Here is a 19,887-nt window from a genome sequence, read left to right as displayed (position 1 = left end):
GGATGGCGCGCTCCGGCCATCCCCCGCGGTCACCGCCCCATCCGGGACCGCCCGACCCCGCGCCGAACGCAGGCTCCCCCCACCGGCGCTGCGACGATGGACTCCCAGACCCCACAGTCATCCCAGGCATCCCAGTCACCTCATACGTTCCAGGTCGACCTGCGTGGTCTGGTGGACCTGCTCTCCCATCACCTCTACTCCAGCCCCAAGGTCTATCTGCGCGAGCTGCTGCAGAACGCGGTGGACGCGATCACCGCCCGCCGGGCCGAGGATCCGGGTGCCCCGGCACGGGTGCGCCTGCACGCCGTGGACGGCGCCCTGCGGGTGGAGGACAGCGGCATCGGGCTCACCGAGTCGGACGTGCACAGCCTGCTGGCGACGATCGGCCGCAGTTCCAAGCGGGCGGACGGCCTGCAGGAGGCCCGGTCCGACTTCCTCGGCCAGTTCGGCATCGGCCTGCTGGCCTGTTTCGTGGTCGCCGAGCGCATCCGGGTGGTCAGCCGCAGCGCGCGTACGCCCGAGGCCCCGCCCGTGGAGTGGACGGCCCACGACGACGGCTCGTACACCGTGCGGACGCTGCCCGACGCCGAGCGGCCCGAGCCGGGCACCACCGTGCACCTGGTGGCCCGGGCCGGCGCGGCCGAGTGGCTGGCGCCCGAGCGGGTCCGCGCCCTGGCCCGGGACTTCGGCTCGCTGCTGCCGTACGACGTCCGGGTGGGCGAGGAGGCGGTCACGGACCTCCCGGCGCCCTGGAACCGCGCCTATCCGAGTCCCGCCACGCGAAGGGTGGCGCTGGCCCGGCACTGCCACGAACTCTTCGGTTTCACCCCGCTGGACTCGATCGAGCTGGACGTGCCGCTGGCCGGGATCCGCGGGGTGGCGTACGTGCTGCCGTCGGCGGTCAGCCCGGCCCAGCGGGCCACGCACCGCGTGCACCTCAAGGGCATGCTGCTGACCGAGCGAGCCGAACAGCTGCTGCCCGACTGGGCGTTCTTCGTGCGCTGTGTCCTGGACACCGACAGTCTGCGGCCCACAGCCTCGCGCGAGTCGCTGTACGAGGACGAGACCCTGGCCGCCGTGCGGGAGGCGCTCGGTGAGCGGATCCGGTCCTGGCTCACGGGGCTCGCGGCCGGCGATCCGGAGCGGCTGGCCGCGTTCCTCGCCGTGCATCACCTGGGTGTGAAGTCGCTGGCCCGGCACGACGGCGACATGCTGCGCACGATGCTGCCGTGGCTGCCGTTCGAGACGACCGACGGGCAGCTGTCCCTGGAGGAGTTCGCGCAGCGGCACCCGGTGGTGCACTTCACGCGGACGGTCGAGGAGTACCGGCAGGTGGCGCCGATCGCCTCGGCGCAGGGCGTCGGGGTGGTCAACGGCGGTTACACGTACGACAGCGAGCTGGTCGAGGCGCTGCCGTCGGTGCGGCCGGGGACGGTGGTCGCCGAGCTGGACGCGGACACCGTGACCGCGCACCTGGACGCGGTGGACCCGGCCGAGGAGCTGGCGCTGTCCGGCTTCCTGGCGGCCGCGCGCGCGAAGCTCGACCCGCTGGGCTGTGACGTCGTGCTGCGCGCCTTCCACCCGCTGTCCGTGCCCGCGCTGCACCTGGACGACCGGGCCGCCCGGCACGAGCAGGCGCGGGCCGAGGCCGAGGAGCAGGCCGACGACCTGTGGGCGGGCATCCTGGGCTCGCTGCGCGGCAGCGCCCCGCGCGCGCGTCTGGTGCTCAACCATCTCAACCCGCTGATCCGCAGGATCAGTTCGCTGCGGGACCCGGAGCTGATCGGCACCGCCACCGAGTCGCTGTACGGGCAGGCGCTGCTGATGGCGCAGCGGCCGCTGAGGCCGGCCGACTCGGCGTTGCTCAACCGGGCGTTCATCGGCCTCCTGGAGTGGGCCACACACGGGGAGAACGGTCACTGATGGGTGAACTCGACGGGAGCACGGACTTCGACGCGCTGCGCCGGGCGATGGCGGAGAACTCCGAGCAGCCGGAGGGTCCCGCGCGCAACGCGCGCGCGGAGCAGCTGCTCGCCGAGGCCGAGCGGCTGAACATCCCGCTCGCCGTGATCGAGGCCCTCGGGCACCAGTTGAAGGTCTACAACTACAGCTCCGAGAAGGACCGGATGTTCGTCCCGTTCGCGCGGCTGCTGCGCCTGTGGGACGAACATCCGGAGGAGTTCGACGAGTACGAGGCGCACTCGCTGCACTGGGTCTTCAAGTGGGTGTCGGCGGGCATGCTGGACCAGCCGCACATCCCGCTCGCCTCGATCGAGAAGTGGCTCGGCGAGATGGAGCACCGCTACCGGCTCGCCGGTCACTCCGAACGGGCGGTGCGCAGCGCCGAGTTCAGTGTCGCGGCGCACATGGGCGACCTGGAGCGCGCGGAGCGGGCGTACGGGGCCTGGCTGGCCGCGGACCGGGACCGGATGGCCGACTGCCACGCGTGCGAGCTGCACGGGCAGGGCACCTGGCAGGTCGAGCGCGGCCGGGACGAGGACGCGCTGGGGTTGTGGCGGCCGGTGCTGGAGGGCGAGTACAGCTGCGCCCACGAGCCGCACACGATCCTCGCCTCGTCGCTGACTCCCCTGCTGCGCCTGGGCCGCCTGGACGAGGCCCGCGCCCACCATCTGCGGGGCTTTCGCCTCGTGCGCCCCATGGAGAGCATGCGGGGCGCCTACGCGGACCACGTGGAGTTCTGCGCGCTCACCGGCAACGAGGCGCGCGGTCTGGAGCTGCTCGCGCAGCGGCCGGCGTACTTCACGGACACCGGGCAGCCGCGCAGCCGGCTGGACTTCATGGCCGTGGTGACGCTGCTGGCGGACCGGCTGACCGAGCTGGGGCTCGGCGAGCGGCAGGTGCCGGGTCCTGCCGGACGGTCCTGGACGGCACGGGAACTGGCCGCCCACGCGCGCGCGGAGGCGCTGGAACTGGCCGGGCGGTTCGACCGGCGCAACGGCACGTCGTACGTCGGCGACCGTGTCCGCGCGCGCATGGCCCAGCGCCCGCTGGTGGACCGGCTGCCGCTGGGCGTGCGCACGGTGCGCTCCACGCCGCAGCCCGTGGCCCCGCCCCCGGCACCCGAGGCGCCCGGGGTTCCCGATGAGCCGGACCTGTCCGCCCTGCTCACCCAGGCGCGCCGGCTGTCGGACACCCTGCAGCCGCACGCCCTGGAGGCCTGGGCGGCGGTCGCACGGGCCGCCGAGGTGGCCGAGCTGGACGCCCGCGACCGCGCGGAGATAGCCGACCACGAGGCGATGGCCCAGGGCCCCGAGGGCATCGCCCTGTTCGAACAGGCCGCCGCGCTGTACGCGGAGGCGGGCGACCCCGGGGAGGCCCTGGCGGCACGCGCGCGCGGGGCGTACATACGCGCGCTGACGGGCGAGGTGGACGAGGCCCTGACAACGGTCGCCGCGCTGTACGACGAGGCCCTCGCGCTGTACGCCGAGGACGCCACCGGAGTACGGCAGACGGCGTCGGTCGTGATGAGCCGGGCGCGGATCCTGATGCGAGGGGTGCACGAAGGCACCGAGGGCGCGGCGGGCCGGGAGGTGCGGGCGGCGGCCGAACGGGCCGTGCTCGAAGTGCTGGCGCTCGTCGACGGGCGGGCGGGCGACGACGTGCGCCTGGCCGCGCGGGCTGCCGAGGCGCGGGCGATGCTCGCCGAGCTGGCCGGGGAGTCCGGGGACCTCGAACGGACGGCGGACCTGTTGCGGCAGGCCGCTGCCGAGTACGTGGGCGCCGGGCTGCCGTGGTTCGCGGTGGAGTACGAGGTGCGGGTCGCGGCGCTGGCGCAGCAGCGCGGCGATGCGGCCGAGGCCGAGCGGGCGCTGCGGGCCGCCCTGGAGCACGGCGGGCCGTACGTGGAGACCGCCGGGCGGGCCCAGCTGCATCTCCAGCTCGCCGAGGTGCTCGGCCTGCGGGACGAGGTCGTGGAGGCGGCGGAGCAGGCCCTTCAGGCCGCGCACTGGGCCGACGAGGCGGGCGAGAGCGCCACGCTGGGCGTCTGGGCGCGGCATCAGCTGGGCGGCTTCCTGCTGCGCCAGGGGCGGTGTGCGGAGGCCGCCGAGGTGCTGGAGTCGGCGCTGCCCGACCTGTCCGCCGAGACGCACGGCGACGGGGCCGTCGTACAGGCCGAGTGGTGGCTCGGGGACTGTCTGAGCGAGCTGGGCGAGCACCGGGAGGCGGCCGAACACCGGCTGCGGGCCGCCGAGATCGCCCGGCACTGGCCCGAGCAGCAGGACCACGCCACGCTCGCCCATCTCGCCGCCGAGTCCCTGAGCAACGCCGGGCTGCTGGAGGAGGCCGATCAGGCCTACGCGCGCGCGGGCGAGCTGTGGCGCTCGCTCGGCAACCCGCACTTCCTCGTCCGCTCGCTGCGCGCCCGCGGCTGGCTGGCGCTGCGCGGGGAGGCCGGAGCGGAGGGCGCGCGGGAGCTGATGACGGAGGCGGTGCGCGCGTGCGAGCGTGCGCGGGAGGCCGCGGCGGACCCGGCGGCCCGGGAGCAGCTCACCGCGGAACTCGGCAACACCCACCGCCAGTTCGGCGACCTGCTGGCCCGCTCGGCGGCCGAGGAGGACGCAGAGGACGAGGAGCGACGCGGGGTGGTCCAGAGCGCGTTCGAGGCCGCGGTGACCCAGCTGGACCGCGCGGCCACGGTGTTCGGCACGCTCGGCGCTCAGGGGCTGCACGGCCGTACCGGTGCCGAGCTGGCCGCGGGCTGGCTGGAGGCCGAGCTGGGCCGCCCCGCCGAGGCGGTGGCACGCGCGCGTGGCGTGCTCGCGGCCTACGAAGGCGCCGACGGCTCGGACGAGACCGTGCGGGAGCGGCGGGCGGAGGCGACGCAGATGCTCCGGCTGGACCGGCCGGGGAATGACCCGGAATGACCCGGAGCCGGTTCACTCCACGCCGATGAGCAGCAGCGCCCCCTGCCGGCCGCCCTGGTACACCACCGTGTCCACAGCGAGGTAGGACTCGCGGACGCGTGCCTCCAGGCGGTCGGCGACGCTCTCGGGCGCCTCGTCGCCCACGACGAGGGTGACCAGCTCGCCGCCGGCCTGGAGCATGCGGTCCAGGACGGTCTCGGCGGTGGCGGTGACGTCCGGCCCGATCACCGCCACGTCCCCGTCGATCAGGCCCAGGACGTCCCCGGCCTGACAGATGCCGGCCGTCGTCCAGGACTGCCGTTCCGCGACGACGACCTCGGCGTAGCGGGTGGCGCCCGCCGCCGAGGTCATCTGGACGACGTCCTCGTCGAACCGGCGCTCCGGCGCGTGCACGGCGAGCGCGGCGATGCCCTGCACGGCCGAGCGGGTCGGGATCAGAGCGACCCGGATGCCATCGGTGCGGGCCTGCTCGGCGGCCGCGGCGGCCGTGTGGCGCAGCTCGGCGTCGTTGGGCAGCAGCACGACCTCGCGCGCGTGGGCCCGCCGTACGGCCTGCACCAGCTCCCCGCTGGCGGGCGGCTCCCCCGGGCGCGCGAGGACGGCGGTCGCGCCGGCCTCGGTGTACAGCCCCGCCAGGCCCTCGCCGGGCACGACGGCGACGACCGCCCGCTGGGCGCGCTCCCGCGGCGGCCGCTCGCCGCCGGTGTGGACGTCGCCGAGCCCGAAGTGCGTGATCCGGATCCGGTACGGCCGGCCGGCCTCGACGCCGGCCTCCACGGCGGCGCCCGCGTCGTCGACGTGCACATGGACGTTCCACAGCCCGTCGCCGCCGACCACGACCAGGGAGTCCCCGAGGGTGTCGAGCCGCTCCCGCAGCCGGGCCACGGCCTCGTCGCCGGCCTCCAGGAGATAGATCACCTCGTAGGCGGGTCCGCCGTCCTCGGCGCCCTCGGCGCACAGGTCCGCCTCGGAAAGGGCCTCCACGCGCGCGGGTGCGTCGGAATCGGAAACGGCCACGGCTACGGGGACGGCTTCCGGTGCCTTCGGGGCCTCGCGCACCGCCTCCCCCGTGCACGCCTCCACCAGCGCCCCCAGCACGGCCACGAGCCCTCGGCCGCCCGCGTCGACCACCCCGGCCCGCTCCAGCACGGCCAGCTGCCCCGGAGTCGCCGCCAGGGCCGCCCTGGCGCCCTCGTAGGCGGCCCGGGCGACCGTCCCGCAGTCGCCCTCGGCTCCCTCGGCGGCGTCCGCCGCGGCCGAGGCGACCGTCAGCACCGTGCCCTCGACCGGGTGGGCCACGGCCTCGCGGGCGGAGTCGGCGGCCTGCCGCAGGGCCAGCCGCAGCCCCGCGCCGTCGATGCGGGACCCGTCACGGGCCTCCGCCTCGGCGAGGACCTGGGCCATGCCCCGCAGCAGCTGGGCGAGGATCGTCCCGGAGTTGCCCTGGGCCCCGATGAGCGCCCCGTGGGCCATCGCGTGCACGGCGTCACCGAGCGAGGGCTCCTGCGCCCCCGTCCCGTACCCGGCGAACACGGCCTCCACGGCGGTCGCCGCCGACTCCAGCGTCAGGTAGAGGTTGGTCCCGGTGTCCCCGTCGGCCACGGGGTAGACGTTGATCGCGTCGATCTCCTCGCGCGCCCGTCCCAGCGCCCCCAGCGCCAGACCGCACCAGGTGCGCACCGCGAGAGCATCGAAGAATGTCTGCGGCACCTGCGCCACCTGCGCCTCCCTGACTGGCTGGACGTGGACGCAGCGTAGACCCCGGAGGGGGTTGCTCCGGAAGAGGGCCGGGAGCGGGCCCCTGATCAGCCATGGTAGTTTCGTTGTGCTGGCGCAGTCGTTGTATGCTGCTCCGGTTGCCCGATCCAGATCGGGCCGTTCCCCTGGCAACGCCATCCAGATCTCTGATCCTGCGATCTCGATCCCGGCCTGCCGGGATTATCCGTAAGTGCATCTGAAGTCTTTGGAGTGACCCGTGGCTGCCAACTGCGACGTCTGCGGCAAGGGGCCGGGCTTCGGCAACAACATCTCGTTTTCGCACCGCCGTACGTCCCGTCGCTGGAACCCGAACATCCAGCGTGTGCGTACCGTGGTCGGCGGGACGCCGAAGCGCGTGAACGCTTGCACCTCGTGCATCAAGGCCGGCAAGGTCTCGCGCTGACGCTACAGCTGAGCGCGCGGCCACTGCCTGGTTCGCTGCACAGAGCCGGTCCACCTGAGGGTGGACCGGCTTTTTGCCGTACCCGCGCCCGGTTCAGTTCCTGAACGGTTCCGTTCCCGAACGGCTCAGTTCCTGAACCGCCACCCGTGATCCACCGGCCCGATCCCCGCGCCCAGCGCGAACCCGGCGGCGATCGCCCCGGTCACGTACTCCTTGGCCGCCGTGACGGCCTCCGGCACGGTCAGCCCCTTCGCCAGCCCCGAGGCGACCGCGGAGGCGAGCGTGCAGCCCGTGCCGTGCGTGTGCCGGTTGTCGTGGCGGGGCGCCCGCAGCCAGTACTCCGCGGAGCCGTCCGTCAGCAGGTCCACTGCCTCGTTCCCGCCGGCCCGCGCTGCGTCCCCGGACAGATGCCCGCCCTTGATCAGCGCCCACCGCGGCCCGTACTCGAGCACGGCCGCCGCGGCCCGTCGTAGATCGTCCTCGGACTCGACGTGGACCCCCGTGAGTTGGGCCACTTCGTCGAGGTTCGGCGTCGCCACGGTCGCCGCCGGCAGGAGCTTCGTGCGGACCGAGTCCAGCGCGGAGGCGGCCAGCAGCGGGTCGCCGTGCTTGGAGACGCCCACCGGGTCCACCACGGCCGGCGCGTCCGTGTCGGAGATCAATTCGGCGACCGCCTCGACCAGTTCGGCCGAGGCCAGCATCCCGGTCTTCACGGCCTGTACGCCGATGTCGTCCACGACGCTGCGGAACTGGGCCCGCACGGCCTGAACCGGCAGCTCCCAGGCGCCCTGCACACCCAGGGAGTTCTGCGCGGTCACGGCCGTGATCACGCTCATCCCGTGCACACCGAGCGCCAGCATGGTCTTCAGGTCGGCCTGGATGCCCGCGCCCCCGCCGGAGTCGGAGCCGGCCACCGTGAGAACCCGGGGAATCATGACTCCATGTCCCCGAAGTGGTCCCAGCCGCCCTTGCTGGTCCAGGGCGCCCCGTCGACCGTCACCTGGGGCAGCGCCGAGGGGTTGAGGACCTCGCCGATGACCTTCCAGCGGGCCGGCAGCTTGGCGTCCGGCGGGAAGGTCGCCACGATCGCGTGGTCCTCTCCCCCGGTCAGCACCCACTGCAGCGGGTCCACGCCGACCGCCTGCCCGATGTCGTTCATCTGCGTGGGGATGTCGATCGCGCCGGAGCGGATGTCGATACGAACCTTGCTGGCCTCGGCGATGTGCCCGAGGTCGGCAATCAGTCCGTCGCTCACGTCGCACATCGCGGTCGCGCCGAGCGCGGCGGCGGCCGGACCCGCGTGGTACGGCGGCTCGGGGCGCCGGTGGGCCTCCACGAAGGCGCGCGGGGAGCGGAAGCCGCGGGAGAGCACCGCGTAGCCGGCCGCGGACCAGCCCAGCCAGCCCGTGACGGCCACGAGGTCGCCGGGCTGGGCTCCGCCGCGGGTCACCGGCTCCTGGTTGCGCAGATCGCCGAGCGCGGTGATCGACACCATGATCGTGTCCCCGCGTACGACGTCCCCGCCGACCACGGAGGCGCCCGCGACCTGGCACTCGTCGCGCAGGCCGTCCATCAGCTCGCTGGGCCAGGTGACCGGGAGTTCGGCCGGGACGACCAGGCCGAGCAGCAGCGCGGTCGGTACGGCGCCCATCGCGGCGATGTCCGCGAGGTTCTGCGCCGCCGCCTTGCGGCCGACGTCGTACGCCGTGGACCAGTCGCGGCGGAAGTGCCGCCCCTCCAGCAGGATGTCGGTGCTGGCAACCACCCGTCGGTCGGGCGCGGCGACCACCGCGGCGTCGTCGCCCGGGCCGATCCGGACCGCCGGGGTGGTGGTGAGACGGGAGGTGAGCTCCCTGATGAGCCCGAACTCCCCCAGCTCACCGACAGTGCCCTTCATGCCCCTTGCTCCCCTTCTGTCCCTTGCCCTGTGCCCGGTCGCGCGTCATCAGTGTCCCCGATACGGTCGAGGTGACCGTCAACTTCTGTCGTGCCTGCACCCTGGCGCGCAAGCCCGGTTCCCGCAGGTCTCCCCGCGAGGAGCGGCGACGCGATACCGTGGCGTTCCTTTTCCCCACATGATCCTCGTGGCCGCCCTGGAGGTTCCGTGGTACAGGCGTACATCCTGATCCAGACGGAGGTCGGCAAGGCGTCGACCGTCGCCGAGACGATCAGCAAGATCCCTGGAGTGATCCAGGCCGAGGACGTGACGGGTCCGTACGACGTCATCGTGCGCGCTCAGGCCGACACCGTCGACGACCTCGGTCGCATGGTGGTCGCGAAGGTCCAGCAAGTGGACGGCATCACCCGCACCCTGACCTGCCCGGTCGTGCACCTGTAGCCCCCGTCTACGCTTGGCCGGTGAACATCTTCCGTCACCGGCCTCTCGGCCTGCTCGCGCCCGTGCTGCTGATCGCGGTCGCGGGCTGCTCAAGCGCAGACGACAGCGCCACGGTGGCGGTTCCCAGCCCCGACGCGAGCACGGCGAAGGTGTGCCGGGATCTGCACCGGGTGCTGCCCGCGAAGCTGGACGGACGGGGACGTCACGACCCCGAGCCCCGGTCCGCCTACACGGCGGGCTGGGGAAGCCCGGCGATCATACTGCGCTGCGGTGTCGCACGGCCGCCGAAGATGGTCGACCCGAAGGTGGCCGAGGGCAAGGACCGGGACGCCATGGCCGGCGGGGTCGACGGCGTCGACTGGCTGATGGAGAAGCAGGGCGACGGCACCTGGCGGTTCACCACGGCCGGCCGCGTGGCCTATGTGCAGGTGAGCCTGCCCGAGGGGATGTCCGGGCCGGACGGCACTCCGGTGCTCACCGGAATCGCGCCGGCCGTGAAGGAGGCGATCCCCGAGGGGATCGCCTCCATGCGCTGACAGCGGTAGTGCGGGTCAGCGAAGCCCGGTCGAGCGGCGCAGCGCGGCCTGCACCAGGCGGTCCACCAGCTCCGGGTAGCTGATGCCGGTGGCCTGCCACATCTGCGGGTACATCGAGATGGGCGTGAAGCCGGGCATGGTGTTGATCTCGTTGATCACGAACTCGCCGTCCTCGGTGAGGAAGAAGTCCGCGCGGACCAGGCCCTCGCAGGACGCCGCCTCGAACGCCTCGACCGCGAGCCGCCGCACCTCGGCGGTCTCCTCGTCGGTGAGCGGCGCCGGGACGATGCCGGGCGTGGAGTCGATGTACTTGGCCTCGAAGTCGTAGTACGCGTGCGCGTCCGGCGGCGGGATCTCGGCCGGCACGGAGGCGCGCGGCCCGTCCTCGAACTCCAGGACGCCGCACTCGATCTCGCGGCCGCGCAGCGCGGCCTCCACCAGGATCTTCGGGTCGTGCCGCTGCGCCTCGGCGATCGCCTCGTCCAGGCCGGAGAGGTCGTCGACCTTGGTGATGCCGATCGACGAACCCGCGCGCGCGGGCTTCACGAACAGCGGCCAGCCGTGCTCGCCGGCGAAGTCGACGATCTTCTTGCGGGCCGCGGACTCGTCCTGCGCCCACTCGCGCGGCCGGATCACCACGTACGGGCCGACCTTGAGCCCGAAGGAGGTGAACACCCGCTTCATGTACTCCTTGTCCTGGCCGACGGCCGAGGCGAGCACACCCGCGCCCACGTACGGGATGCCGGACAGCTCCAGGAGGCCCTGGAGGGTGCCGTCCTCGCCGTACGGGCCGTGCAGCACCGGGAAGACCACGTCGACCTCGCCGAGGGCCTTGGGCACGGAGCCGGGCTCGCTGTAGACGACCTCGCGGCTGGCCGGGTCGACGGGGAGCACCACGCCGCCCTCGCTCGACTCCGCCAGTTCCGCCACGTTGGGGGTACGGCGGTCGGTGATGGCCATCCGCTCCGGCTCGTCCGCCGTGAGGGCCCAGCGGCCGTCCGCGGTGATACCGATCGGCAGGACCTCGTACTTCGTCCGGTCGATGGCCTTGAGGACGGCGCCGGCGGTGACCACGGAGATCCCGTGTTCGGAGCTGCGCCCGCCGAACACGACGGCCACGCGCGGCTTGCGGGACGGCTGCTCAGGGCTCTGGGGGAGGTTCTCGGTGCTCATATCGCGTTGAGAGTACCCGTTGGTAGAGCCCGGATACAGCGTCGCCTCAGGGGGTTCGCTCAGCGTCGCTCGGACTTCGCACTGCGCGACATCAGCTCCTTCAGCGCGACCACCGGAGGCTTGCCCTCGTGCACGATGTCCACGACCGTCTCGGTGATGGGCATCTCCACACCGTGCCTGCGGGCCAGATCGGCCACGGACTCGCAGGACTTGACGCCCTCGGCGGTCTGCTTGGTGACCGCGATGGTCTCCTCCAGGGTCATGCCCTTGCCGAGGTTGGTGCCGAAGGTGTGGTTGCGGGACAGCGGCGAGGAGCAGGTGGCCACCAGGTCGCCGAGGCCCGCGAGGCCGGAGAAGGTCAGCGGGTCGGCGCCGAGCGCCATGCCGAGCCGGGTGGTCTCGGCGAGGCCGCGGGTGATGAGCGAGCCCTTGGCGTTGTCGCCCAGGCCCATGCCGTCGGCGATGCCGACCGCGAGGCCGATGACGTTCTTGACCGCGCCGCCGAGTTCGCAGCCGACCACGTCGGTGTTGGTGTACGGCCGGAAGTACGGCGTGTGGCAGGCGGCCTGGAGCCGCTGGGCGACCGTCTCGTCGGTGCAGGCGACCACGGCGGCGGCCGGCATGCGGGCGGCGATCTCCCGGGCCAGGTTGGGGCCGGTGACCACGGCGATGCGGTCGGCGCCGACCTTGGCGACGTCGTCGATGACCTCGCTCATGCGCATGGTGGAGCCGAGTTCGACGCCCTTCATCAGGGAGACGAGCACGGTGCCGGGCGCGAGCAGCGGGGTCCACTCGGCGAGGTTGGCGCGCAGGGTCTGGGAGGGGACGGCGAGGACGGTGAAGTCCGCGTCCCGCAGGGCCTCGGCGGCGTCCGCGGTGGCGCGCAGGTTCTCCGGGAGTTCGACACCGGGCAGGTAGTCGGGGTTGGTCCGCGTCGAGTTGACCGCCTCGACCAGCTCGGGGCGGCGGGCCCACAGGGTGACCTCGCAGCCCGCGTCGGCGAGGACCATGCCGAAGGCGGTGCCCCACGAACCGGTGCCCATGACGGCAGCCCGGACAGGCTTGCTCACTTACCGTGCCCTTCTGTCTGCTTGTCCTGCGTGTTCTCCTGCAGCTGCGGCCTCGCCTGCGCCTGGGTGCGGCGCCGCTGCTCCAGCCGCTCCTGGCGCGGGTCGTACGGCGACGCGGGGGCCTTCTCGCCGCGGATCTCCTCCAGCTGGCGGGTGATGGCGGCCATGATGACCTCCGTGGCCTCCTTGAGGAGTTCCGGGGTCATCTCCTGGTCGTAGAAACGCGAGAGGTCCACCGGCGGGCCCGCGAGGACCCGGTGGGTCTTGCGCGGGAAGAGGTGGGGCTTGCTGGCGTAGGGCGGCAGCAGTTCGTTGCAGCCCCACTGGGCGATCGGGATCACCGGGCACTTGGTCTGCAGGGCCACCCGGGCGGCACCGGTCTTGGCGGTCATCGGCCAGCCGTCCGGGTCACGGGTGAGGGTGCCCTCGGGGTAGAAGGCGACGCACTCGCCGCGCTCCACGGCCTCGATGGCGGCCCGGAAAGCACTGAGCGCGTCCGTGCTCTCGCGGTAGACGGGGATCTGCCCGGTGCCGCGCATCGCGGCACCGACGAATCCCTTCTTGAAAAGTCCGCTCTTCGCCAGGAATCGCGGAACCCGTCCGGTGTTGTACTGATAGTGCGCGTACGCGAAGGGGTCCACGTGGGAATTGTGGTTGACCGCGGTGATAAATCCGCCGTCGGCCGGAATGTGCTCCATTCCACGCCAGTCCCGCTTGATCAGAACCACCAGCGGCGGTTTGCAGAGGACCGCTGCGAAGCGGTACCAGAACCCGATTCTGCGGCGGGACACGCGGACACCTTCCTCTAGGACTTGCTCGGGGCCCGGGGGCCGCACAAGTGTCGCCCCAGGCCGCCGGTCTGTCGAGAACACCGTACGCCCCACCCCCCGGCGCGCCGGATGCCACGGGCGACAATGAGCGCGACAAGAGAGGGGCGGTACGCCGGTGCAGTGGTCCTTGGTCATCCCCCTGAAGCCTTTGGCGCGGGCCAAGAGCAGGCTCTCCGACACCGCCGGCGACGGGGTGCGCCCCGGGCTGGCCCTCGCGTTCGCGCAGGACACGGTGTCCGCGGCGCTGGCGTGTCCGGCGGTTTCGGATGTGGCGGTAGTCACGGACGACGCGCTGGCCGGCCGGGAGCTGGCGGCGCTGGGCGCCCGAATCGTCCCGGACACACCGGCAAGCGGCCTGAACGCCGCGCTGGCGCACGGTGCGGCCGCCGTACGGCAAATGCGCCACCGCGCCGCGGTGGCGGCCCTGAACGCCGATCTCCCGGCTCTGCGCCCGCTGGAATTGTCCCGGGTGCTGGATGCCGCGGCCGAATTCCCGCGCGCCTTTCTCGCGGACGCGGCCGCCCTCGGCACCACCCTGCTGGCCGCGGCCCCGGACCAGGAATTGCGGCCCGCTTTCGGCACGGATTCCCGGTCCCGGCACCGCACCTCGGGCGCGACGGAACTCGCCCTCACCGAGGTCGATTCGGTACGCCAGGACGTGGACACCGGCGAGGACCTGCGCGCGGCGCTGGCACTGGGCGTGGGGCCCCACACGGCGGCGGTCTCGGCGGGGTTACTGATTCCGGGGTTGTGAGGTGCCCGGTGCGGGGGCTGGGGGGCGGGTTCCACTTGCCCGCGCTTGCGGGGTGCCGCTGCGCCCACCCTCCCCCAAGCTCTCGGCTTCGCTCGAGCAGGGGGGACCCCCATCGCCCCAGCGGCACGACTGCCCGCAGCTACGCAGGGTGCGCATTCGGCCGACGGGGCTGCAACTCCCCAGGGGCGCGGGGAACTGCGCGACCAGCCACAGCGCACCCGGCACCCGCCCCGCAGCCCCCACGGCGCACCCCCGAACCACCGCGGGCATTAGGCTGGCCGTCATGCAGGCGACCGCATACACCTACGACCCCGAAACCCGCGCCGGGCAGGTGCTCCTCGACGACGGCACCCCGGTTCCCTTCGACGCGGCGGCGTTCGACGCGGGCGGGCTGCGGCTGCTGCGCCCCGGGCAGCGGGTGCGGATCGAGACGGAGGGTGCCGGAGACGGCCTGCGGATCACGCTGGTGACCCTGCAGACACTCTGAGGCTCCGGAAAACGCCGCGGGCCGGGCTCCCCAGGGGAGTCCGGCCCGGCGCGTGAATGCCCTGGCGACTTACGACGCCTTGCGGGCAGTGGCCTTCTTCGCGGTGGTCTTGCGGGCCGTCGACTTCTTGGCCGGGGCCTTCTTGGCGGTGACCTTCTTCGCCGGGGCCTTCTTGGCCGTCGTCTTCTTCGCGGCGGCCTTCGCCGTGGTCTTCTTCGCAGCCGCCGTCGTCTTCTTGGCGGCGACCTTCTTCGCCGTGACCTTCTTCGCCGTGACCTTCTTCGCGGGCGCCGCCTTCTTGGCGGTGACCTTCTTCGCGGCCGCCTTGGTGGTCTTCTTGGCCGCGGCCTTCTTGACCGTCGCGGCAGCCCCGCCGGTCAGGCTGCCCTTGGGCGCCTTCTTGACGGCGACCTCGCCGCCGCGCGGGAGCTTCTTCGAGCCGCTGACCAGGTCCTTGAAGCCCTGGCCCGCGCGGAAGCGGGGCACGGAGGTCTTCTTGACCCGAACCCGATCGCCCGTCTGGGGGTTACGGGCGTAGCGGGCGGGGCGGTCCACCTTCTCGAAGGACCCGAAGCCGGTGACCGAGACCCGCTCGCCCGCGACGACCGCGCGGACGATGGCGTCCAGGACATGATCGACAGCATCGGCGGCCTGCTGGCGGCCGCCCATCTTGTCGGCAATCGCTTCTACGAGCTGCGCCTTGTTCACGTCTTCCCCTTCGGAGACATCGCCAGAACGAAAGTGTTCAAGCTTTTTCGCACGTTAGGCAGATATATACCGCAAATCAAACACGAAACGGGCTTATCACCCTTGTGCCGCAACGGACTCGGTGATCTCGGGCTGTTCAGCGGCCCTCGTCGGGGATCCGACCCTCGTCGAGGTCCTTGGTGAACCGCTCGAGGCGCCTTGCCGCGTCGGCGATGTCGTGCTTGGCCGCGGCCGTAATGACCAGCAGCTTCCGGTTCAGCGCCATCCGTACGCCCTCCGGGACTTGCAGTGCGCGCACTCTTGTGTGCGCTTCCTTCAGTTGGTCCGCGACCGCCGCATAGAGCTCGAGTTGGCCGTCGTGTTCCATGCACAGATTGTGCCATCTGGGGCGAGTTGTCGCCTGCGCAGGGTATAACTGCCGCCTCAAAAGGCCCTCCGGGCCCTTGCCGAAGCCGCGTTCACAACACTCGCGTACCCCGACAACACCCTTCGTAACGTGGGGAGTTGAGTGGACCTGCGAGAACGCGCGGAGCCGTTCGGGTGCAGAAACGGCCGTACCCCCGATCGTGGCGATCGGGGGTACGGAGAGGGTGTTGAGGTGGCCGGATCTCGACCCGGTCGGGGGATCTGGATCAGATCTGGAGCGTGCGCGGCTTGTAGCCCGGCCGCTTGGCCTCGTAGGCGGCGATGTCGCCCTCGTTCTGGAGGGTGATGGAGATGTCGTCCAGGCCGTTCAGCAGCCGCCAGCGGGAGTTCTCGTCCAGCTCGAAGGAGGCGGTGACGCCCTCGGCGCGCACCTCGCGGGCCTCCAGGTCGACGGTGATCTCGGCCTGCGGGTCCCGCTCGGTCAGCTCCCACAGCGCGTCCACGACCTTCTGGTCGAGAACCACGGTGAGCAGGCCGTTCTTCAGCGAGTTGCCCCGGAAGATGTCCGCGAAGCGGGAGGAGATCACGGTCTTGAAGCCGTAGTTCTGCAGCGCCCAGACGGCGTGCTCACGGGAGGAGCCGGTGCCGAAGTCGGGGCCGGCCACCAGGACGGTGGCGCCCTGCCGCTCGGGCTGGTTGAGGATGAAGGACTCGTCCTTGCGCCAGGCCTCGAACAGCCCGTCCTCGAAGCCGTCCCGGGTCACCTTCTTGAGCCAGTGAGCAGGGATGATCTGGTCGGTGTCGACGTTGCTGCGGCGCAGCGGGACGGCCCGGCCGGTGTGGGTGGTGAAGGCTTCCATGGTTCTCAGACTCCAGCGGGCGCAGGGGCGTCGGACAGGTCGGCGGGCGAGGCCAGGTGGCCCAGGACGGCGGTCGCGGCCGCGACCTGCGGCGACACCAGGTGGGTACGGCCGCCCTTGCCCTGCCGGCCCTCGAAGTTGCGGTTGGAGGTGGACGCGGAGCGCTCACCCGGGGCCAGCTGGTCGGGGTTCATGCCGAGGCACATCGAGCAGCCCGCGTGCCGCCATTCGGCGCCGGCCTCCTTGAAGACCACGTCCAGGCCCTCGGAGACGGCCTGCAGACCGACCCGCGCGGAGCCCGGGACGACCAGCATCCGTACGCCGTCGGCGACTTTGCGGCCGCGCAGCAGGTCCGCGGCGGCACGCAGGTCCTCGATACGGCCGTTGGTGCACGAGCCTACGAAGACGGTGTCCACGTTGATGGAGCGCAGCGGCTGACCGGCCTCCAACCCCATGTATTCCAGGGCCTTTTCGGCGGCCAGGCGCTCCGAAGCGTCTTCGTACGATGCCGGGTCGGGGACCGAGGCCGAAAGCGGCGCGCCCTGGCCGGGGTTGGTGCCCCAGGTGACGAACGGCGACAGTTCCTCGGCCTTGATGACGACCTCGGCGTCGAAGACCGCGTCCTCGTCCGTCTTCAGGGTCTTCCAGTACTCGACCGCGGCGTCCCAGTCGGCGCCCTCAGGGGCGTGCGGACGGCCCTTGAGGTACTCGAAGGTGGTCTCGTCGGGGGCGATCATGCCCGCGCGGGCACCGGCCTCGATCGACATGTTGCAGATGGTCATCCGGGCCTCCATCGAGAGCTTCTCGATGGCGGAGCCGCGGTACTCCAGGATGTAGCCCTGGCCGCCGCCGGTACCGATCCGGGCGATGATCGCCAGGATCAGGTCCTTGGCGGTGACGCCCTCGGGCAGCTCACCGTCGACCGTGATGGCCATGGTCTTCGGACGGGCCAGCGGCAGCGTCTGGGTGGCCAGCACGTGCTCCACCTGGGAGGTGCCGATGCCGAACGCCAGCGCGCCGAAGGCACCGTGCGTGGAGGTGTGCGAGTCGCCACAGACGACGGTGGTGCCCGGCTGGGTCAGACCCAGCTGCGGACCCACGACGTGCACGACACCCTGCTCGACGTCGCCCAGCGGGTGCAGGCGCACCCCGAACTCGGCGCAGTTCTTGCGCAGCGTCTCCAGCTGGGCGCGGGAGACCGGGTCGGCGATGGGCTTGTCGATGTCGAGGGTCGGGGTGTTGTGGTCCTCGGTCGCGATGGTGAGGTCGAGACGTCGCACCTGACGGCCGCTCTTGCGGAGCCCGTCGAAGGCCTGCGGGCTGGTCACCTCGTGCAGCAGGTGCAGATCGATGTAGAGGAGGTCGGGCTCGCCCTCGGCGCGCCGGACGACGTGGTCGTCCCAGACCTTCTCCGCGAGTGTCCTACCCATCGCTTTCCCTCCGGCCGGCAAACGTCCACCGGCCCAACTAGAGATCTTGAGGCAGCGGCGGCTGTGCCTTTTTAGGGGCCCCTGAAGTCGTGATTCCGGGCGTCCACCGCCAGGCCCGTTGGTCTGCGGGCCGCTGTGTGGTTCCAGGGTGGCGCGTTCCACGGAAAATTGAACTTGCGTTTCACAGAGTGAGACGTGAGTATCGTTTCATGGACAACAGTAGCGGCGTCGGCGTTCTGGACAAGGCGGCCCTCGTCCTGAGCGCTCTGGAGTCCGGTCCGGCCACCCTCGCGGGTCTGGTCGGAGCCACCGGACTGGCAAGACCCACGGCCCACCGCCTGGCCGTGGCCCTGGAACACCACCGCATGGTGGCACGCGACATGCAGGGCCGGTTCATCCTCGGCCCGCGCCTCGCGGAACTGGCGGCGGCGGCCGGCGAGGACCGCCTGCTCGCGACGGCGGGCCCCGTGCTCACCCACCTCCGCGATGTCACCGGCGAGAGTGCACAGCTCTACCGTCGCCAGGGTGACATGCGGATCTGCGTGGCCGCGGCGGAACGTCTGTCCGGCCTGCGGGACACGGTCCCGGTCGGCTCCACGCTGACCATGAAGGCGGGCTCCTCGGCACAGATCCTGATGGCCTGGGAGGAGCCGGAGCGGCTGCACCGCGGGCTCCAGGGCGCCCGCTTCACGGCGACGGCCCTGTCAGGCGTACGACGCCGCGGCTGGGCCCAGTCCATCGGCGAGCGCGAGCCGGGCGTGGCGTCCGTCTCGGCGCCCGTACGCGGCCCCTCCAACCGCGTGGTGGCCGCGGTGTCCGTCTCCGGCCCCATCGAGCGCCTGACACGCCACCCGGGCCGTATGCACGCCCAGGCGGTCATCGACGCGGCGGCCCGCCTGTCGGAGGCCCTGCGCCGCTCGGGCTGAGCACCGTCTCCGGGAATCCGGGACGCCGAGGAGGGCCTGCCTCAACGCCGCGGCAGGCCCTCCTCGCTCCCCCGATCCTCCTGTTCAGCCGGTCTTCTCGGCCACCGGCGCCTGCGGCGACCGGTGCGCGAACCGGTCCTTCGCGTACCGGCCCCGCTTCTCCAGCGGGATCTGACCGTGCGCGGCCGCGAGGCCGAACGCCGGCATGTCCCCGTAGATCGCCTCGTACGACCCCTCGGGCACGACGTACGTCTCGTGCCAGATGCCGACCCGCCCGCGCAGCTTCCCGGCCCGCTCCTTGCGGTTGAGGCGTGCCCAGGCCTTGTGATGGAAGGCCTCCGGCGCGGTCGCGTAGGCGTACAGCTTCTCCTTGGACTCCCAGTACTGCACGACGTAGTACGTCCGCGGCGAGGCCGTGAGCAGGACGCGGCTGAGCAGACCCCGCTCGGGTTCCTTCCGCAGATCCCGCAGCATGCGGAGCATCGCGAGCATCACCGGCAGCCACAGGTGCGCCGCCCAGAAGCGGTTGATGCGCATGCCGATCAACAGGACGACGACCTCGCCCTTCGCATCAGCAGTCGTACGGGTCACCATGACCACTTCCCCCTCGTTGGTGAGCGGAGCTATCCAAGTAGTGGTGCTTGGATAGTGCCGTTATCCGAGAGGGAGCGCAAGAGATGCGGCTGGCGGAACTCAGCGAGCGCAGCGGTGTGTCCACCGCGACGATCAAGTACTACCTGCGCGAAGGGCTGTTGCCGCCGGGCCGCCAGGTCAACGCCACGACGGCCGAGTACGACGAGGAGCACCTGCGCCGGCTGCGGCTGGTGCGGGCGATGATCCAGGTCGGCCGGGTGCCGGTGGCGAAGGTGCGCGAGGTGCTCGGGCATGTGGACGACGACTCCCTGGGCCGCTCGCTCCGCCTGGGCGCGGCTCTGTGGGCGCTGCCGCAGGTGCCGGAGCCGGACGAGGAGGACGAGTACGTCCAGGCCGCACACCAGGAGGTCACGGCCCTCCTGGACCAGCTCGGCTGGGAGAACGCCAAGCAGCTCACGACCCTCTCCCCCGCGTACCGCTCGCTGGTGGTGTCGGTGGCCGCGCTCCGTCGGCTCGGCTACGACTTCGGGTCCGAACTGCTCACGCCGTATGCCGAGTTGATGTACCGGACAGCCGTCCTCGACCTGGACAACATGGAGTCGTACTCGTCGCAGGAGGAGGAGCGGATCGAGTTCGCGATCCTGGGGGCGATCCTCAACGAGCCGGTGCTGCAGGCGCTGCACCGGCTGGCCCAGGAGGAGGAGACGACGCGGCGGTACGGCTTCGAGTAGCCGGTGCCGGGCACGACGAAGGCCCTCCGCTGAAGCG

Annotated in this window: 20 protein-coding genes; 9 read left to right on the top strand and 11 right to left on the bottom strand. The window is 72.0% G+C overall.

Going from position 1 to position 19,887, the window contains the following annotated elements:
• The first annotated feature begins 96 nt into the window (after nucleotides 1-96).
• Together ACFYZZ_RS29840 and ACFYZZ_RS29835 are read left to right on the top strand one after the other, a co-directional pair.
• Nucleotides 97-1,923, top strand: a complete 1,827-nt coding sequence (locus ACFYZZ_RS29840; protein WP_389182287.1) for an HSP90 family protein — start codon at nucleotides 97-99, stop codon at nucleotides 1,921-1,923.
• Complete coding sequence (locus ACFYZZ_RS29835; RefSeq protein ID WP_389182285.1) at nucleotides 1,923-4,886, top strand: tetratricopeptide repeat protein; 2,964 nt, start codon at nucleotides 1,923-1,925, stop codon at nucleotides 4,884-4,886. The genes ACFYZZ_RS29840 and ACFYZZ_RS29835 overlap by 1 nt, the downstream gene beginning before the upstream one ends.
• A 12-nt stretch (nucleotides 4,887-4,898) precedes the next feature.
• Here the strand turns inward: ACFYZZ_RS29835 and ACFYZZ_RS29830 are convergent, their stop codons facing one another.
• Entirely contained in the window at nucleotides 4,899-6,605 is a 1,707-nt protein-coding gene (locus tag ACFYZZ_RS29830; protein WP_389182282.1) for a DAK2 domain-containing protein, read from the bottom strand.
• Between the two features lie 256 nt (nucleotides 6,606-6,861).
• Here ACFYZZ_RS29830 and rpmB point away from each other — a divergent pair, with 256 nt between their 5' ends.
• Complete coding sequence (rpmB, locus tag ACFYZZ_RS29825; RefSeq protein WP_009190838.1) at nucleotides 6,862-7,047, top strand: 50S ribosomal protein L28; 186 nt, start codon at nucleotides 6,862-6,864, stop codon at nucleotides 7,045-7,047.
• Nucleotides 7,048-7,172: 125 nt separating this feature from the next.
• Here the strand turns inward: rpmB and thiD are convergent, their stop codons facing one another.
• On the bottom strand, nucleotides 7,173-7,982 hold the full coding sequence (gene thiD, locus ACFYZZ_RS29820) for a bifunctional hydroxymethylpyrimidine kinase/phosphomethylpyrimidine kinase (RefSeq protein ID WP_389182279.1): 810 nt from the start codon (nucleotides 7,980-7,982) through the stop codon (nucleotides 7,173-7,175).
• Nucleotides 7,979-8,944: a thiamine-phosphate kinase gene (locus ACFYZZ_RS29815; RefSeq protein ID WP_386576512.1), complete on the bottom strand. Its 966-nt coding sequence runs from the start codon at nucleotides 8,942-8,944 to the stop codon at nucleotides 7,979-7,981. The genes thiD and ACFYZZ_RS29815 overlap by 4 nt, the downstream gene beginning before the upstream one ends.
• A gap of 207 nt (nucleotides 8,945-9,151) precedes the next feature.
• On the opposite strand from ACFYZZ_RS29815, the gene ACFYZZ_RS29810 reads away from it, so the two are divergent.
• Together ACFYZZ_RS29810 and ACFYZZ_RS29805 are read left to right on the top strand one after the other, a co-directional pair.
• A complete protein-coding gene (locus ACFYZZ_RS29810; protein ID WP_003997603.1) occupies nucleotides 9,152-9,385 on the top strand; it encodes an Lrp/AsnC family transcriptional regulator in 234 nt (77 codons plus the stop codon).
• Nucleotides 9,386-9,405: 20 nt separating this feature from the next.
• Nucleotides 9,406-9,921 carry a DUF3515 domain-containing protein gene (locus ACFYZZ_RS29805; RefSeq protein WP_389182276.1) on the top strand — a complete coding sequence of 172 codons (516 nt, stop codon included), beginning with the start codon at nucleotides 9,406-9,408 and terminating at the stop codon, nucleotides 9,919-9,921.
• 15 nt (nucleotides 9,922-9,936) lie between these two features.
• Here the strand turns inward: ACFYZZ_RS29805 and ACFYZZ_RS29800 are convergent, their stop codons facing one another.
• Genes ACFYZZ_RS29800 through ACFYZZ_RS29790 form a run of 3 tightly spaced genes read right to left on the bottom strand, consistent with a single transcriptional unit; the run spans nucleotide 9,937 to nucleotide 12,955 of the window.
• A complete protein-coding gene (locus ACFYZZ_RS29800) occupies nucleotides 9,937-11,094 on the bottom strand; it encodes a D-alanine--D-alanine ligase family protein (protein WP_389182273.1) in 1,158 nt (385 codons plus the stop codon).
• A 59-nt stretch (nucleotides 11,095-11,153) separates the two neighbouring features.
• Nucleotides 11,154-12,164 (bottom strand): NAD(P)H-dependent glycerol-3-phosphate dehydrogenase, encoded by a 1,011-nt coding sequence (locus tag ACFYZZ_RS29795; protein WP_389182270.1) that lies wholly within the window; start codon nucleotides 12,162-12,164, stop codon nucleotides 11,154-11,156.
• Nucleotides 12,161-12,955: a lysophospholipid acyltransferase family protein gene (locus tag ACFYZZ_RS29790; RefSeq protein ID WP_389182267.1), complete on the bottom strand. Its 795-nt coding sequence runs from the start codon at nucleotides 12,953-12,955 to the stop codon at nucleotides 12,161-12,163. Before ACFYZZ_RS29790 ends, ACFYZZ_RS29795 begins: the two co-directional genes overlap by 4 nt.
• A 154-nt stretch (nucleotides 12,956-13,109) precedes the next feature.
• Between ACFYZZ_RS29790 and cofC the strand changes: the two genes are divergently transcribed.
• Together cofC and ACFYZZ_RS29780 are read left to right on the top strand one after the other, a co-directional pair.
• A complete protein-coding gene (cofC, locus tag ACFYZZ_RS29785) occupies nucleotides 13,110-13,748 on the top strand; it encodes a 2-phospho-L-lactate guanylyltransferase (RefSeq protein ID WP_389182265.1) in 639 nt (212 codons plus the stop codon).
• Nucleotides 13,749-14,031: 283 nt separating this feature from the next.
• Nucleotides 14,032-14,235 carry a hypothetical protein gene (locus tag ACFYZZ_RS29780; protein WP_386576518.1) on the top strand — a complete coding sequence of 68 codons (204 nt, stop codon included), beginning with the start codon at nucleotides 14,032-14,034 and terminating at the stop codon, nucleotides 14,233-14,235.
• Between the two features lie 69 nt (nucleotides 14,236-14,304).
• On the opposite strand, the gene ACFYZZ_RS29775 is transcribed toward ACFYZZ_RS29780, so the two are convergent.
• The 4 genes from ACFYZZ_RS29775 to leuC form a co-directional block, all read right to left on the bottom strand.
• Entirely contained in the window at nucleotides 14,305-14,943 is a 639-nt protein-coding gene (locus tag ACFYZZ_RS29775) for an HU family DNA-binding protein (RefSeq protein WP_389182262.1), read from the bottom strand.
• 136 nt (nucleotides 14,944-15,079) lie between these two features.
• On the bottom strand, nucleotides 15,080-15,310 hold the full coding sequence (locus ACFYZZ_RS29770) for a hypothetical protein (protein WP_389182259.1): 231 nt from the start codon (nucleotides 15,308-15,310) through the stop codon (nucleotides 15,080-15,082).
• A 265-nt stretch (nucleotides 15,311-15,575) separates the two neighbouring features.
• Complete coding sequence (gene leuD / locus ACFYZZ_RS29765) at nucleotides 15,576-16,169, bottom strand: 3-isopropylmalate dehydratase small subunit (RefSeq protein WP_389182257.1); 594 nt, start codon at nucleotides 16,167-16,169, stop codon at nucleotides 15,576-15,578.
• 5 nt (nucleotides 16,170-16,174) lie between these two features.
• Nucleotides 16,175-17,599 (bottom strand): 3-isopropylmalate dehydratase large subunit, encoded by a 1,425-nt coding sequence (gene leuC / locus ACFYZZ_RS29760; RefSeq protein ID WP_386576522.1) that lies wholly within the window; start codon nucleotides 17,597-17,599, stop codon nucleotides 16,175-16,177.
• A gap of 209 nt (nucleotides 17,600-17,808) precedes the next feature.
• Here leuC and ndgR point away from each other — a divergent pair, with 209 nt between their 5' ends.
• The gene (ndgR, locus tag ACFYZZ_RS29755; RefSeq protein ID WP_009320373.1) at nucleotides 17,809-18,525 is read left to right on the top strand and encodes an IclR family transcriptional regulator NdgR; all 717 of its coding nucleotides are present in this window, start codon (nucleotides 17,809-17,811) and stop codon (nucleotides 18,523-18,525) included.
• Nucleotides 18,526-18,609: 84 nt separating this feature from the next.
• Here the strand turns inward: ndgR and ACFYZZ_RS29750 are convergent, their stop codons facing one another.
• On the bottom strand, nucleotides 18,610-19,119 hold the full coding sequence (locus ACFYZZ_RS29750) for a DUF4188 domain-containing protein (protein WP_389182254.1): 510 nt from the start codon (nucleotides 19,117-19,119) through the stop codon (nucleotides 18,610-18,612).
• An 83-nt stretch (nucleotides 19,120-19,202) separates the two neighbouring features.
• Here ACFYZZ_RS29750 and ACFYZZ_RS29745 point away from each other — a divergent pair, with 83 nt between their 5' ends.
• Nucleotides 19,203-19,850: a MerR family transcriptional regulator gene (locus ACFYZZ_RS29745; RefSeq protein WP_389182251.1), complete on the top strand. Its 648-nt coding sequence runs from the start codon at nucleotides 19,203-19,205 to the stop codon at nucleotides 19,848-19,850.
• The last annotated feature ends 37 nt before the right edge of the window (nucleotides 19,851-19,887 follow it).

The sequence above is a fragment of the Streptomyces sp. NPDC001816 genome (assembly GCF_042892235.1).
Lineage (GTDB): Bacteria > Actinomycetota > Actinomycetes > Streptomycetales > Streptomycetaceae > Streptomyces.
Note: the sequence above shows the minus strand (reverse complement) of the source record. Positions and strands in the feature narration are given on the sequence as shown.

Bases quoted from the DNA above. Each gene is read 5' to 3' on its own strand.
- ACFYZZ_RS29770 (WP_389182259.1), bottom strand. From the start codon at position 15,310: ATGGAACACGACGGCCAACTCGAGCTCTATGCGGCGGTCGCGGACCAA.
- ACFYZZ_RS29835 (WP_389182285.1), top strand. From the start codon at position 1,923: ATGGGTGAACTCGACGGGAGCACGGACTTCGACGCGCTGCGCCGGGCG.
- ndgR (WP_009320373.1), top strand. From the start codon at position 17,809: ATGGACAACAGTAGCGGCGTCGGCGTTCTGGACAAGGCGGCCCTCGTC.
- leuC (WP_386576522.1), bottom strand. From the start codon at position 17,599: ATGGGTAGGACACTCGCGGAGAAGGTCTGGGACGACCACGTCGTCCGG.
- ACFYZZ_RS29840 (WP_389182287.1), top strand. From the start codon at position 97: ATGGACTCCCAGACCCCACAGTCATCCCAGGCATCCCAGTCACCTCAT.
- ACFYZZ_RS29780 (WP_386576518.1), top strand. From the start codon at position 14,032: ATGCAGGCGACCGCATACACCTACGACCCCGAAACCCGCGCCGGGCAG.
- ACFYZZ_RS29745 (WP_389182251.1), top strand. From the start codon at position 19,203: ATGCGGCTGGCGGAACTCAGCGAGCGCAGCGGTGTGTCCACCGCGACG.
- ACFYZZ_RS29815 (WP_386576512.1), bottom strand. From the start codon at position 8,944: ATGAAGGGCACTGTCGGTGAGCTGGGGGAGTTCGGGCTCATCAGGGAG.
- thiD (WP_389182279.1), bottom strand. From the start codon at position 7,982: ATGATTCCCCGGGTTCTCACGGTGGCCGGCTCCGACTCCGGCGGGGGC.
- ACFYZZ_RS29750 (WP_389182254.1), bottom strand. From the start codon at position 19,119: ATGGTGACCCGTACGACTGCTGATGCGAAGGGCGAGGTCGTCGTCCTG.
- leuD (WP_389182257.1), bottom strand. From the start codon at position 16,169: ATGGAAGCCTTCACCACCCACACCGGCCGGGCCGTCCCGCTGCGCCGC.
- ACFYZZ_RS29800 (WP_389182273.1), bottom strand. From the start codon at position 11,094: ATGAGCACCGAGAACCTCCCCCAGAGCCCTGAGCAGCCGTCCCGCAAG.